The 13,739-nt window shown below is 61.4% G+C and carries 11 protein-coding genes; 1 reads left to right on the top strand and 10 read right to left on the bottom strand.

The annotated features are described in order from the left end of the window. Positions 1-10: 10 nt before the first annotated feature. From folP to rlmE, 3 genes are all read right to left on the bottom strand, one after another. Positions 11-862 carry a dihydropteroate synthase gene (gene folP, locus AC5QPF_RS04625; protein WP_494962210.1) on the bottom strand — a complete coding sequence of 284 codons (852 nt, stop codon included), beginning with the start codon at positions 860-862 and terminating at the stop codon, positions 11-13. 8 nt (positions 863-870) lie between these two features. Then, the gene (gene ftsH / locus AC5QPF_RS04620) at positions 871-2,778 is read right to left on the bottom strand and encodes an ATP-dependent zinc metalloprotease FtsH (RefSeq protein WP_494962209.1); all 1,908 of its coding nucleotides are present in this window, start codon (positions 2,776-2,778) and stop codon (positions 871-873) included. 212 nt (positions 2,779-2,990) lie between these two features. After that, complete coding sequence (rlmE, locus tag AC5QPF_RS04615) at positions 2,991-3,617, bottom strand: 23S rRNA (uridine(2552)-2'-O)-methyltransferase RlmE (protein WP_494962208.1); 627 nt, start codon at positions 3,615-3,617, stop codon at positions 2,991-2,993. Between the two features lie 103 nt (positions 3,618-3,720). Between rlmE and yhbY the strand changes: the two genes are divergently transcribed. Continuing rightward, a complete protein-coding gene (gene yhbY / locus AC5QPF_RS04610) occupies positions 3,721-4,029 on the top strand; it encodes a ribosome assembly RNA-binding protein YhbY (RefSeq protein ID WP_494962207.1) in 309 nt (102 codons plus the stop codon). 12 nt (positions 4,030-4,041) lie between these two features. Here yhbY and AC5QPF_RS04605 read toward each other — a convergent pair whose 3' ends face one another. The 7 genes from AC5QPF_RS04605 to dnaK form a co-directional block, all read right to left on the bottom strand. Further along, positions 4,042-4,491: an MFS transporter gene (locus tag AC5QPF_RS04605; protein WP_494962206.1), complete on the bottom strand. Its 450-nt coding sequence runs from the start codon at positions 4,489-4,491 to the stop codon at positions 4,042-4,044. Continuing rightward, complete coding sequence (gene greA / locus AC5QPF_RS04600; RefSeq protein ID WP_330073063.1) at positions 4,469-4,951, bottom strand: transcription elongation factor GreA; 483 nt, start codon at positions 4,949-4,951, stop codon at positions 4,469-4,471. The genes AC5QPF_RS04605 and greA overlap by 23 nt, the downstream gene beginning before the upstream one ends. Beyond that, the gene (carB, locus tag AC5QPF_RS04595) at positions 4,948-8,169 is read right to left on the bottom strand and encodes a carbamoyl-phosphate synthase large subunit (RefSeq protein WP_494962205.1); all 3,222 of its coding nucleotides are present in this window, start codon (positions 8,167-8,169) and stop codon (positions 4,948-4,950) included. Before carB ends, greA begins: the two co-directional genes overlap by 4 nt. 106 nt (positions 8,170-8,275) lie before the next feature. Further along, positions 8,276-9,412 (bottom strand): glutamine-hydrolyzing carbamoyl-phosphate synthase small subunit, encoded by a 1,137-nt coding sequence (gene carA / locus AC5QPF_RS04590; protein ID WP_494962204.1) that lies wholly within the window; start codon positions 9,410-9,412, stop codon positions 8,276-8,278. 260 nt (positions 9,413-9,672) lie between these two features. Then, the gene (dapB, locus tag AC5QPF_RS04585; RefSeq protein WP_494962203.1) at positions 9,673-10,476 is read right to left on the bottom strand and encodes a 4-hydroxy-tetrahydrodipicolinate reductase; all 804 of its coding nucleotides are present in this window, start codon (positions 10,474-10,476) and stop codon (positions 9,673-9,675) included. Between the two features lie 12 nt (positions 10,477-10,488). Then, positions 10,489-11,613: a molecular chaperone DnaJ gene (gene dnaJ, locus AC5QPF_RS04580; RefSeq protein WP_494962202.1), complete on the bottom strand. Its 1,125-nt coding sequence runs from the start codon at positions 11,611-11,613 to the stop codon at positions 10,489-10,491. Between the two features lie 192 nt (positions 11,614-11,805). Next, the gene (dnaK, locus tag AC5QPF_RS04575; protein ID WP_494962201.1) at positions 11,806-13,725 is read right to left on the bottom strand and encodes a molecular chaperone DnaK; all 1,920 of its coding nucleotides are present in this window, start codon (positions 13,723-13,725) and stop codon (positions 11,806-11,808) included. Between the last annotated feature and the right edge of the window lie 14 nt (positions 13,726-13,739).

Raw genomic sequence — 13,739 nt, 5'->3', positions numbered from 1 at the left:
CCGTCACTCTTTATTCGGCGGCTTGTACCGCGGCGATCATCCGTACGACATCGACGGTTTCAGCGACATCATGAACGCGCAGAATGCTCGCCCCTTTGGTCATCGCCAGGGCAGCCAGCGCCAGGCTGCCGTACAACCGCTCATTTACTGGCCGATTGAGGGTCAGGCCGATCATGCTCTTGCGCGAGACGCCCACCAGCAGTGGCCGCCCCAGGCGCCGCAAGTTTTCCATATGCTTGAACAGGCTGAGATTATGCTCCAAGGTCTTGGCGAAGCCGAAACCTGGATCAAGGATGATGCGTTCAGCTTCGATTCCGACTGCCGCACAGGCAGCCATGCGCCCTTCAAGATAGCTCCCGACCTCGCGGGTGACATCCTCGTAGTGCGGATCATCCTGCATGTTCCCGGGCTCGCCGCGCATGTGCATCAGACACACCGGCAAACCTGTGGCCGCCGCCGCATCCAGAGCACCGTCGCGTGACAGCGAACGCACGTCATTGATCAAACCCGCTCCGAGGCGTGCCGACTCGCGAATCACCGCAGGCGTCGAGGTATCCACCGAGATGACCACGTCCAGTTCGCGATTCAATGCTTCGACGATAGGCGCAACGCGCTCAAGCTCTTCCAGCGCGGTGACGACCCTGGCGCCGGGCCGAGTGGACTCGCCCCCGACATCGATCAGCGTCGCCCCCGCAGCAACCATCTGCTCGGCATGACGCAAGGCCGAATCACGCTGGGTGAATCGACCGCCATCAGAGAAGGAATCCGGGGTGATATTGAGAATGCCCATGACATGGGCGCGGGAAAGGTCAAGAACCCGGTTGCCGCAAGGCAACCGGGTCGGGTATTGCTGTGAGGTCATGTCAGCCCTTAGTGTTGCGCAGCCGGACCACCGATCGGGGACTCGGGACGGTCACCCTGGGACGCAGTGGTGCCCGAGGTACCGGAGTCGTTATCCCAGTCGCGCGGCTCACGCGGAGTACGGCCTGCCATGATGTCGTCGATCTGGTCGGCGTCAATGGTTTCGTACTTCATCAGCGCATCGGCCATGGCGTCGAGCTTGTCACGGTTATCCGTGAGGATCTGCTTGGCGGTGGCATAGCACTGGTCGATGATGCTGCGCACTTCGGAGTCGATCAGCTTCGCGGTTTCACCGGAGACATTGGTGTGCTGCCCGCCCGAGCCGCGACCAAGGAACACTTCGCCTTCTTCTTCGGCATACATCAGCGGACCGAGTTTTTCCGAAAGCCCCCACTTGGTCACCATGTTCCGCGCGATCTGGCTGGCACGCATGATGTCGTTGGAGGCACCGGTGGTTACCCCATCGAAGCCCAGGGTCATTTCCTCGGCGATACGGCCGCCGTACAGCGAGCAGATCTGGCTGATCAGAGCGCGCTTGGACAGGCTGTAGCGGTCTTCTTCCGGCAGGAACATGGTCACGCCCAAAGCGCGACCGCGCGGGATGATCGAGACCTTGTACACCGGGTCGTGCTCAGGAACCACGCGACCGACGATGGCGTGACCCGCCTCATGGTACGCGGTGTTCTGTTTCTCTTTCTCCGACATGACCATGGTCTTGCGCTCGGCGCCCATCATGATCTTGTCCTTGGCCAGCTCGAACTCCTTCATCTCGACCACGCGCTTGCCGCCACGTGCTGCGAAGAGGGACGCCTCGTTAACCAGGTTGGCCAGGTCAGCACCGGAGAAGCCAGGGGTACCACGGGCAATGACCGCCGGATTGACATTCTCGCCGATCGGCACCTTGCGCATGTGCACCTTGAGGATCTGCTCGCGACCGCGGATGTCCGGCAGGCCGACCACCACCTGGCGGTCGAAGCGACCGGGACGCAACAGCGCCGGGTCGAGCACGTCGGGACGGTTGGTCGCAGCGATGACGATGATGCCGTCGTTCATTTCGAAGCCGTCCATCTCCACCAGCAACTGGTTGAGGGTCTGCTCGCGCTCGTCGTGACCGCCACCCATGCCGGCGCCACGATGGCGACCCACGGCGTCGATCTCGTCGATGAAGATGATGCACGGTGCGTGTTTCTTGGCCTGTTCGAACATGTCACGGACACGGCTGGCGCCGACACCGACGAACATTTCCACGAAGTCGGAACCGGAAATGGTGAAGAACGGCACCTTGGCTTCACCGGCAATAGCCTTGGCCAGCAAGGTTTTACCGGTACCGGGCGGACCAACCATCAGCACGCCGCGCGGGATGCGACCACCCAGACGCTGGAACTTGCCCGGATCGCGCAGGAACTCGACCAGCTCGCCAACTTCTTCCTTGGCTTCGTCGCAGCCGGCCACGTCGGCCAGCGTGGTCTTGACCTGATCTTCGGAGAGCAGGCGCGCCTTGCTCTTGCCGAAGCTCATCGGCCCTCCCTTGCCGCCGGCACCGCCCTGCATCTGGCGCATGAAGAACATGAACACCGCGATGATCACCAGGATCGGGAAGCTGGCAACCAGCAACTGGGTCCAGATGCTCTGCTGCTCAGGCTGCTTGCCTTCGATGACGACGTGGTTGTCGACCAGGTCGCCGATCAGGCCGTTGTCCTGGATCGCCGGGCGGATGGTCTTGAAAGTGTCGCCGTCGTTGCGCTTACCGGTAATGACGTAGCCATCGACCGCGACTCGCTCGACCTTGCCATCCTTGACTTGCTGGATGAAGTCGGAATAGTTGAGGGTCTGCGGCTCATTCGGGCTGGAGAAGTTGTTCATCACCGTCACCAGGACGGCCGCGATGATCAACCACAGGATCAAATTCTTTGCCATATCGTTCAATTCGCTACCCTCTGAAGCAGGTTTAGGCGCAACCGTGCCTCGCATGATAATCAGCGGCTTAACTTACTACATTACCTACAACGGCTGTTGGCACCGTCTGTAACCCTTTGTGAATCTAGACTACACGATGTTCAGCCAGATCAGGCAGGGCCGCCGATTGGAAAATACTATCGACGCCCCCTTAAGCTACCGCGTTGACGCCTTTATTCGCCGCGATATCCCCTGGCCAACAGGTACTGCTCACGGGAACGGTCGCGGGACGACGAAGGCTTGCGCATCTGCACCTTTTCGAATTTCTGACGAACGTCCTTCAGATAGGTATCAAAGCCCTCGCCCTGGAATATCTTGATCAGAAAATCACCACCCGGGCGCAGGACCCGACCGGCCAGATCGAGTGCCAGCTCGCAGAGAAACATCGCCCGGGGCATATCCACGGCAGGCGTACCACTCATGTTGGGGGCCATATCGGAAATCACAAGGTCTACCTGCGAATTACCGACGGCTTCGAGAATCTGCGCGAGTACCGCATCCTGGGTAAAATCCCCCTGGATGAAGGTCACGTCGGGAATGCTGTCCATTTCGAGGATGTCAGAGGCGATCAGGCGACCCTGCCCACCGATCAGACGACTGGTCACCTGCGACCAGCCTCCCGGCGCCGCGCCGAGGTCGATCACGCTCATGCCCGGGCGGATCAGCCGGTCCTTTTCCTGGATCTCCAGCAGTTTGTAGCTCGCGCGCGAGCGATAGCCATCCTTCTGTGCCTGTTTGACGAAAGGATCGTTGAAATGCTCTCTCAGCCAGTTATGGCTGCTCTTGGAACGCTGCGCCACTGGGCACCTCGATGATTAAGCGTCGTGATTGACTGGGCGGAGCCACGGGCCCTCGGGTAAAATGGCCGCCATTTTTACAGAATCCAGACGAAAGGGTCAGATTATGCCGCTCAATAACGAGCAGAAGAAACAGTACAAATCCATTGGTCACGACCTGAAACCGGTCCTGATCGTGGCGGGCAATGGCTTGACCGAAGGTGTCCTCGCCGAGCTGGAACGCGCATTGGTTGATCATGAACTGATCAAGGTGCAGGTCAAGCTTGAAGACCGGGAAGAGCGTCGCGCCGTCATGGACGAACTGGCCAAGGTCGGTCGCGCCGAACAGGTACAGATCATCGGTAAGATGGTCCTGCTGTACCGCCGCAACCCACAGCCGAACAAGCAGTTGTCCAATATCCACCGCTACAAGTAACCGTGGCTCCGGTCAGCGGCGCGATCTGCGCGCCCTGGCCGGGACGGGCTGGGCCACCAGCACGATGCCACTGAGCCCCAGCACGACGAAGCAGAACACCTGCCAGCGCTCCCCGACGGAAACGCCGTAGCGCAAGGTGTAGTAGCTGAAGCACGCGGCGAAGCCGACCAGCAGCAACTGTCCGCTGAACATCCGCCACCAGGCGGACACCCCACGCAGTCGTGCCAACACCCCCAACTGGGTCATCAGGCCCAACGCCGCCACGCCGATCAACCAACGGTCGATCTGCGCGGAGATGTCCTGCACTAGCAAGGGCGCCAGCCCACTGACCTTCAGTGCCGGAACCAGCCCGACATGAAACACCCACAGGCCTCCGACCCAGAAAACCTGGGCCAGTTGCCAGAGGATTGCTTCGATGGAGTGGGCCCGCAGGCCCGCGTCAGATGTGTTTGACTTCGACAATCTCGTACTCGACCGTGCCGCTCGGGGTCTTCACGACAACCACGTCACCTTCTTCCTTGCCAATGATGGCGCGGGCGATTGGTGCGCTCGCCGAAAGCTTGCCCTTCTTGATGTCAGCCTCGTCCTCACCAACGATCTGGTAGGTCACCTGATCGCCGGTCTCGGTATTTTCCAGCTCGACCGTGGTGCCGAAGATCACCTTGCCTGTGTGGGCGATGGTGGTGACATCGATCACCACCGAGTTCTGCAGACGGCCTTCGATATCGCGGATCCGCGCCTCGACCATGCCCTGCTCCTCGCGGGCAGCATGGTACTCGGCGTTTTCCTTGAGATCGCCCAGCTCGCGAGCCTCACCGATCGCCTGGCTCAGGCGCGGGCGCTCGGTCTTGCTGAGGAAGGTCAGCTCGTCTTCCAGGGCACGAGCGCCCTGGACGGTCATCGGGTACTTGGTAATGCTCATGCTTTGAGTCCTGCATGGAGATCCTGCAAGCGGCGAACGGTCTTTTCCGGACCGAACTTCAGCGCTTCGCAGATCGCTTCACCGGCCGCAATGGTGGTGGTGCAGTAGATCTTGTGCTGCAACGCATTGCGGCGAATCGAGTAGGAGTCGGCGATCGACTGGCGACCTTCGGTGGTGTTGATGATCAGCGACACTTCGTCGTTCTTGATCATGTCGACCACGTGCGGACGACCTTCGGTCACCTTGTTCACGCGACGCACTTTCAGGCCGGCCGCTTCGATGATCTTCGCGGTACCGGCGGTTGCCACTACTTCGAAGCCCAGGGCGATCAGGTCGCGGGCAACGCCAGCCACTTGTGGCTTGTCGTCGTCGCGCACGCTGATGAATGCGGTGCCGCCAGTCGGCAGGCGCTCGCTGGCGCCCATCTGGGCCTTGGCGAAGGCTTCACCGAAGCTGTCGCCGACACCCATGACTTCACCGGTGGATTTCATCTCAGGGCCGAGGATCGGGTCAACCCCCGGGAACTTGGCGAACGGGAACACCGCTTCCTTGACGCTGTAGAAGTTAGGAATGATTTCCTTGGTGAAGCCCAGCTCCTTGAGGCTCTTGCCGGCCATGACACGGGCCGCGATCATCGCCAGCGAAGTGCCGATGCACTTGGACACGAATGGAACGGTACGCGAGGCGCGCGGGTTGACCTCGATCACGTAGATCTTGTCGCCCTGCAGGGCCAACTGTACGTTCATCAGGCCGACCACACCCAGCTCCAGGGCCATCTTCTTGACTTGCTCGCGGACTTCGTCCTGCACGTGGGCAGGCAGCGAGTACGGAGGCAGCGAGCATGCCGAGTCACCGGAGTGAACGCCGGCCTGCTCGATGTGCTGCATGATCGCGCCGATCACCACATCAGTGCCGTCGCAGACCGCATCCACGTCCATCTCGATGGCGCAGTTGAGGAAGTGGTCGAGCAGTACGGGACTGTCGTTGGAGACCTGGACAGCTTCGCGCAGGTAGCGCTTCAACTCGTCCAGTTCGTAGACGATTTCCATGGCACGACCGCCCAGCACGTAGGACGGACGCACAACCAGCGGGTAACCGATATCACCAGCAGCACGAATCGCTTCGTCTTCGCTGCGCACAGTGGCGTTTGGCGGCTGCAGCAGGTTCAGGCGCTGGACCATCTGCTGGAAGCGCTCGCGGTCTTCGGCACGGTCGATGGCGTCAGGGCTGGTACCGATGATCGGTACGCCGGCTTCTTCCAGGGCGCGAGCCAGTTTCAGCGGAGTCTGGCCGCCGTAGTGGACGATGACGCCCTTCGGCTTCTCGACGCGCACCACCTCCAGCACGTCTTCCAGGGTCAGCGGCTCGAAGTACAGGCGGTCGGAGGTGTCGTAGTCGGTGGAGACGGTTTCCGGGTTGCAGTTGACCATGATGGTCTCGTAACCGTCATCCCGCAGAGCCAGTGCCGCGTGTACGCAGCAGTAGTCGAACTCGATGCCCTGGCCGATACGGTTAGGACCACCGCCCAGGATCATGATCTTCTCGCGATCCGACGGATTGGCCTCACACTCTTCCTCATAGGTCGAGTACAGGTAGGCGGTGTCGGTGGCGAACTCGGCGGCGCAGGTGTCGACGCGCTTGTACACCGGGAACACCTCCAGCTTGTGGCGGTGACGGCGCAGGTTCTTGTCGGTGATGCCCAGCAGCTTGGCCAGACGCTGGTCGGAGAAGCCCTTGCGCTTCAGGCTCAGCATCAGTTGCTTGTCGATGGCAGCCAGGCCCAGGGTCTTGACCTTCTCTTCTTCCTTGATCAGGTCTTCGATCTGGATCAGGAACCAGTGGTCGATGCTGGTCAGGGCGAAGATTTCGTCGCGGGTCATGCCGGCGCGGAAGGCGTCAGCCACGTACCAGATACGCTCGGCGCCCGGCACGGTCAGCTCGCGCTTGAGAATGCTCGGGGTTTCCGGGTTGGCCAGGTCGACTTTCGGGTCGAGGCCGCACACGCCGACCTCCAGGCCGCGCAGGGCTTTCTGCAGGGATTCCTGGAAGGTCCGGCCGATGGCCATGACTTCACCCACGGATTTCATCTGGGTGGTCAGGCGGGCGTCGGCTTTCGGGAATTTCTCGAAGGCAAAGCGTGGCAACTTGGTGACGACGTAGTCGATCGACGGCTCGAAGGACGCCGGGGTGCGGCCGCCGGTGATGTCGTTCTGCAGTTCGTCGAGGGTGTAGCCGACAGCCAGCTTGGCGGCGATCTTGGCGATCGGGAAACCGGTGGCTTTCGAAGCCAGGGCGGAGGAACGGGATACCCGCGGGTTCATCTCGATCACGACCATGCGACCGGTATCCGGGCAGATGCCGAACTGGACGTTGGAACCACCGGTCTCGACACCGATCTCGCGCAGCACCGCCAGGGAGGCGTTGCGCATGATCTGGTATTCCTTGTCGGTCAGGGTCTGCGCCGGTGCGACGGTGATCGAGTCACCGGTGTGCACGCCCATCGGGTCGAAGTTCTCGATAGAGCAGACGATGATGCAGTTGTCCTTTTTGTCGCGGACCACTTCCATCTCGTACTCTTTCCAGCCGATCAGCGACTCGTCGATCAGCAACTCCTTGGTCGGCGACAGGTCCAGGCCACGAGCGCAGATTTCTTCGAACTCTTCACGGTTGTAGGCAATGCCGCCGCCGGTGCCGCCCATGGTGAAGGACGGACGGATGATGCACGGGAAGCCCAGCTTCTCGAGGACCGCATTCGCCTCTTCCATGCTGTGGGCGATACCGGAGCGCGGGCATTCCAGGCCGATGGCCTTCATCGCCTTGTCGAAGCGCGAGCGGTCTTCGGCCTTGTCGATGGTGTCGGCGTTGGCACCGATCATCTCCACGCCGAACTTTTCCAGGACGCCTTCGCGCTCCAGGTCCAGGGCGCAGTTCAGTGCGGTCTGGCCGCCCATGGTCGGCAGCAACGCGTCAGGACGCTCTTTCTCGATGATCTTGGCCACCGACTGCCACTTGATCGGCTCGATGTAGGTGGCGTCGGCCATGGCCGGGTCGGTCATGATGGTGGCCGGGTTGGAGTTCACCAGGATGACGCGGAAACCTTCCTCGCGCAGGGCCTTGCAGGCCTGGGCGCCGGAGTAGTCGAATTCGCAGGCCTGGCCGATCACGATCGGGCCAGCGCCGAGAATCAGGATGCTTTTAATGTCTGTACGTTTTGGCATGGTTGTCACTCAAATCCGCAGGTCAGTCGGCAAGCCGTCTTGAACAATCTTGGTCAGGCGCGCCTGAACCGGACCATGCCGGCTCAGGGCCTTCTCGCAGGGATACTTAGCGGCGCTTGGCCATGGCATCGATGAAACGATCGAACAGTGGCGCGACGTCAGTCGGGCCAGGGCTGGCTTCAGGGTGGCCCTGGAAGCTGAACGCGCTCTTGTCGGTGCGCTCGATACCCTGCAGGGTACCGTCGAACAGCGACTTGTGGATGGCGCGGACGTTGCTCGGCAAAGTCGCTTCGTCGACGGCGAAACCGTGGTTCTGGCTGGTGATCATCACCACGCCGGTGTCCAGGTCCTGGACCGGGTGGTTGGCACCGTGATGGCCGTGGCCCATCTTCACGGTCTTGGCGCCGGAGGCCAGGGCCAGCAGTTGGTGACCGAGGCAGATGCCGAAGACCGGGATGTCGGTTTCGAGGATGTCCTTGATCGCCTGGATCGCGTAGTCGCAAGGCTCCGGATCACCAGGGCCGTTGGACAGAAACACGCCGTCAGGATTGAGGGCGAGGACTTCGCTGGCCGGGGTCTGCGCCGGCACCACGGTCAGGCGGCAGCCGCGGGCGACCAGCATGCGCAGGATGTTCAGCTTGACGCCATAGTCGTAGGCGACGACGTGGTACGGCAGGTCGGCGGCTTCGATGGTCGGGTGGCTGTCGGTTTTCAGCTCCCAGACGCTGGAACGCCACTCGTAGGAGGTCTTGGTGCTGACCACCTTGGCCAGGTCCATGCCCTTCAGACCCGGGAAACCGCGGGCTGCGGCGATGGCGGCTTCTTCGCTGATATTGTCACCAGCCAGGATGCAACCGTTCTGGGCGCCCTTCTCACGCAGGATGCGGGTCAGGCGGCGAGTATCGATACCGGCGATCGCCACAACGTTGTTGGCTTTCAGGTAGTCGCTCAGGGACAGGGTGTTACGCCAGTTGCTGGCAATCAGCGGCAGGTCGCGGATGACCAGGCCGGCCGACCAGACGCGGTCGGATTCGGCGTCTTCCGGGGTGGTGCCGGTGTTGCCGATGTGTGGGTACGTCAGGGTAACGATCTGTTGCGAGTACGAAGGGTCAGTCAGGATTTCCTGATAGCCGGTCATTGCGGTGTTGAACACCACCTCACCAACGGTCTGACCGTCGGCTCCAATGGCTTCACCGCGAAAAATGCTGCCATCGGCAAGGGCGAGTATGGCTGGCTTAGTCAAGAAGACCTCCCGTAAATCAAGCCTGAAGGGGCGATCGCAGGTTGCAAAAAAGCGGAATGACGTATAGACACGTCACCCCGCTTTCTTCGTCGAATTATCTGCGCGCTTTTAGTGGACACACTAAAGCTGTAGCTTACAGAAAAACGCTTTTTTGGTCTACCACTGATGTGTCTGAAAGACGCAGGAATGCGACAGGGCGCATCTTGGGGCGGGATTGCAAAAAGGGCCGATCGAAACGACCGGCCCTTTTCACGGATGGATCAATGCAGTTCGAGCACGTCCTGCATATCGTACAGGCCCGCTTCGCGACCATCCAGCCACATTGCAGCACGCACCGCACCCTTGGCGAAGGTCATGCGGCTCGACGCCTTGTGGGTGATCTCGACCCGCTCGCCCTCTGCGGCAAACAGCACGGTGTGGTCGCCGACCACGTCACCGGCGCGCACGGTGGCGAAACCGATGGTCTGGCGATCGCGGGCGCCGGTCTGGCCCTCGCGACCATAGACGGCCACTTCGCGCAGATCACGACCCAGCGCCGAGGCCACCACTTCACCCATGCGCAGCGCGGTACCGGACGGCGCATCGACCTTGTGCCGGTGGTGGGCCTCGATGATTTCGATGTCCACGTCGTCACCCAGCACGCGGGCAGCGGTATCCAGCAGCTTCAGACAGAGATTGACGCCAACGCTGAAGTTGGCAGCGAAGACGATCGGGATTTCCTTGCCCGCCTCCACCAGCAACTGCTTCTCTTCGGGAGAGAAACCGGTGGTACCGATAACCATGGCCTTGCCAGCCTTGCGGCAGAACGCCAGATTCTTCAGGGTCACCGACGGGTGAGTGAAGTCGATCAGTACGTCGAACTCTTCCACCACCTTGGCCAGGTCGTCCGAGATAGGCACGCCGATCCGTCCCAGCGCGGCTAGCTCGCCAGCGTCTGCACCCACCAGGGTGCTGTCAGGACGGTCCACCGCCGCCGTCAGGCCTGCGCCCGGAGCCTGCTGGATCGCCTCTACCAGCGTCTTGCCCATGCGCCCTGCCGCGCCCATTACCGCAATACGTCGCATGTCCCGTTCCTTTTACAGATCGCCGAAGAAGCGTTTCACACCCTCGAACCAGCCACTGGCTTGGGGCGAATGGGAACTGTCGCCTTCCAGGGAGGCACGCAGTTCTTCAAGCAGTTCACGCTGGCGACGACTCAGGTTGACCGGTGTTTCCACCGCCACCCGGCACATCAGGTCACCAGCACCGCCGCCGCGCACCGGAGCCACGCCCTTGCCGCGCAGGCGGAACTGCTTGCCGGTCTGGGTGCCTTCCGGAATCTTCAGCTTCACGCGACCATCGAGGGTCGGCACTTCCAGCTCGCCACCCAGCGCCGCGTCGGCGTAGCTGATCGGAACTTCGCAGTACAGGTGCTTGCCGTCACGCTGGAAGATCGGGTGCTCGCGCACGTTGATCACTACATACAGGTCGCCAGTCGGACCACCCTGGGTGCCGGCTTCGCCTTCGCCGGAAAGGCGGATGCGGTCGCCGGTATCGACGCCAGCCGGCACTTTCACCGACAGGGTCTTGTACTCTTCGATGCGGCCTTCGCCATGGCAGGACTCGCACGGGTCGGTGATGATCTTGCCCTGGCCCTGGCAACGCGGGCAGGTCTGCTGCACCGAGAAGAAGCCTTGCTGCATGCGCACCTGGCCGATGCCGCCGCAGGTCGGGCAAGTGGTCGGCGACGAGCCTTTCTTCGCACCCGAGCCATCGCACGGCTTGCAGTTGACCAGCGTCGGCACACGGATGTTAACCGTGGTACCGCGCACCGCTTCTTCCAGGTTCAGCTCAAGGGTATAGCGCAGATCGCTGCCACGCTGGGCGCCGCCGCGGGAACCGCCACGACCGCCACCGAAGAAATCGCTGAACACGTCACCGAAGATGTCGGAGAAGTTGGCGCCGCCGAACCCGGCACCGCCACCACCCATGCTCGGGTCGACGCCGGCATGACCATACTGGTCGTACGCCGCGCGCTTGCTGGTATCGGAGAGCACTTCGTAAGCCTCGTTGGCTTCCTTGAACAGCTCTTCCGATTCTTTGTTGTCGGGATTACGGTCCGGGTGATGCTTCATCGCCAGACGGCGATAGGCCTTCTTCAGATCGGCCTCGCTCGCGCCCCGCTCGACTCCCAGAACCTCGTAATAGTCACGCTTCGCCATGGTTCTTTGCACTCTTGAGGACGTTCGGCAAACCTCTGCGCATCCGCGCTGTGCCGTCAGTACCGGCACCAGGGCCAGCACTGGAAAAAATTCGGGTATTCCAGACACGCCAACGCGGGAGCAAGCCCCCGCGCGGCGACATCCTACCAGTCAACGTCAAACATCAGTCAACCGGCCGACAACGAGCAACAATTACTTGTTGTCTTTGACTTCTTCGAACTCCGCGTCGACGACGTCGTCGTGCTTGGCATCGTCAGCCTGCTGCGCCTGGGCGCCCGCTTCCGGCTTCTCTGCCTGCTCGGCGTACATTTTCTGGGCAACCGGAGCGGAGACTTTCGACAGCTCTTCGATCTTCGCTTCGATGGCAGCCTTGTCGTCGCCCTTGACCGCAGTTTCCAGTGCGGCAACTGCAGCTTCGATAGCAGTCTTCTCGTCAGCAGTCACCTTGTCACCAGCGTCGGCGACCATCTTGCGGGTCGAGTGGACCAGCGCGTCACCCTGATTGCGGGCAGCGGCCAGTTCTTCGAACTTGCGGTCTTCCTCGGCGTTGACTTCAGCGTCGCGGACCATCTGCTGGATTTCTTCCTCGGACAGGCCGGAGTTGGCCTTGATCACGATGGACTGCTGCTTGCCGGTAGCCTTGTCCTTCGCGCCGACGTGCAGGATGCCGTTGGCGTCGATGTCGAAGGTAACCTCGATCTGTGGGACGCCACGTGGTGCTGGTGGAATCTCGGCCAGGTCGAACTTGCCCAGGGACTTGTTCTGCGCGGCTTGCTTGCGCTCGCCCTGCAGCACGTGGATGGTCACGGCGCTCTGGTTGTCGTCGGCAGTCGAGAACACCTGCGACTTCTTGGTCGGGATGGTGGTGTTCTTCTCGATCAGCGCGGTCATCACGCCACCCATGGTTTCGATACCCAGGGTCAGCGGACTGACGTCCAGCAGCAGAACGTCTTTCACGTCACCGGCCAGAACAGCACCCTGGATGGCAGCACCCATGGCCACAGCTTCGTCCGGGTTGACGTCCTTGCGCGCTTCCTTGCCGAAGAAGTCGGCAACGGTTTTCTGAACCAGCGGCATGCGGGTCTGACCACCGACCAGGATCACGTCGTCAATCTTGCTGACGTCGATGCCGGCGTCCTTCATGGCGATGCGGCAAGGCTCGATGGTGCGCTGAACCAGGTCTTCGACCAGCGACTCCAGCTTGGCGCGGGAAATCTTCACGTTCAGGTGCTTCGGCCCGGTTGCGTCAGCAGTGATATACGGCAGGTTGACGTCGGTCTGCTGGCTGGAGGACAGCTCGATCTTGGCCTTTTCAGCGGCTTCTTTCAGGCGCTGCATGGCCAGAGGGTCGCCCTTCAGGTTCATGCCGGTTTCTTTCTTGAACTCGTCGACGAGGTAGTCGATCAGGCGAATGTCGAAGTCCTCACCACCGAGGAAGGTGTCACCGTTGGTGGCCAGTACTTCGAACTGGTGCTCGCCATCGACTTCGGCGATCTCGATCACGGAGACGTCGAAGGTACCACCACCCAGGTCATAGACGATCACGGTGTGGTCGCCCTTGGCCTTGTCCATGCCATAGGCCAGTGCAGCAGCGGTTGGCTCGTTGATGATGCGCTTGACGTCCAGACCGGCGATACGACCGGCGTCCTTGGTCGCCTGACGCTGGCTGTCGTTGAAGTAAGCAGGCACGGTGATGACCGCTTCGGTCACTGCTTCGCCGAGGTAGTCTTCGGCGGTTTTCTTCATTTTCTTCAGGACTTCGGCGCTGATTTGCGGCGGAGCCATCTTCTGACCGTTGACTTCGACCCAGGCGTCGCTGTTGTCAGCCTTGACGATCTTGTACGGAACCATCTGGATGTCTTTCTGCACGACGTCTTCTTCGAAGCGACGGCCGATCAGACGCTTTACCGCGTACAGGGTGTTGTGCGGGTTGGTGACGGCCTGGCGCTTGGCCGACTGGCCAACCAGGATCTCGCCATCGTTGGCGTAGGCGATGATCGATGGAGTGGTACGAGCGCCTTCGGCGTTCTCGATCACCTTGACGTTGCCGTTTTCCAGAATGGAGACGCAGGAGTTGGTGGTCCCCAGGTCGATACCGATGATTTTGCCCATGTTAACTCTCCCGA

This window comes from Pseudomonas sp. Con_6 (genome assembly GCF_059379395.1).
Note: the sequence above shows the minus strand (reverse complement) of the source record. Positions and strands in the feature narration are given on the sequence as shown.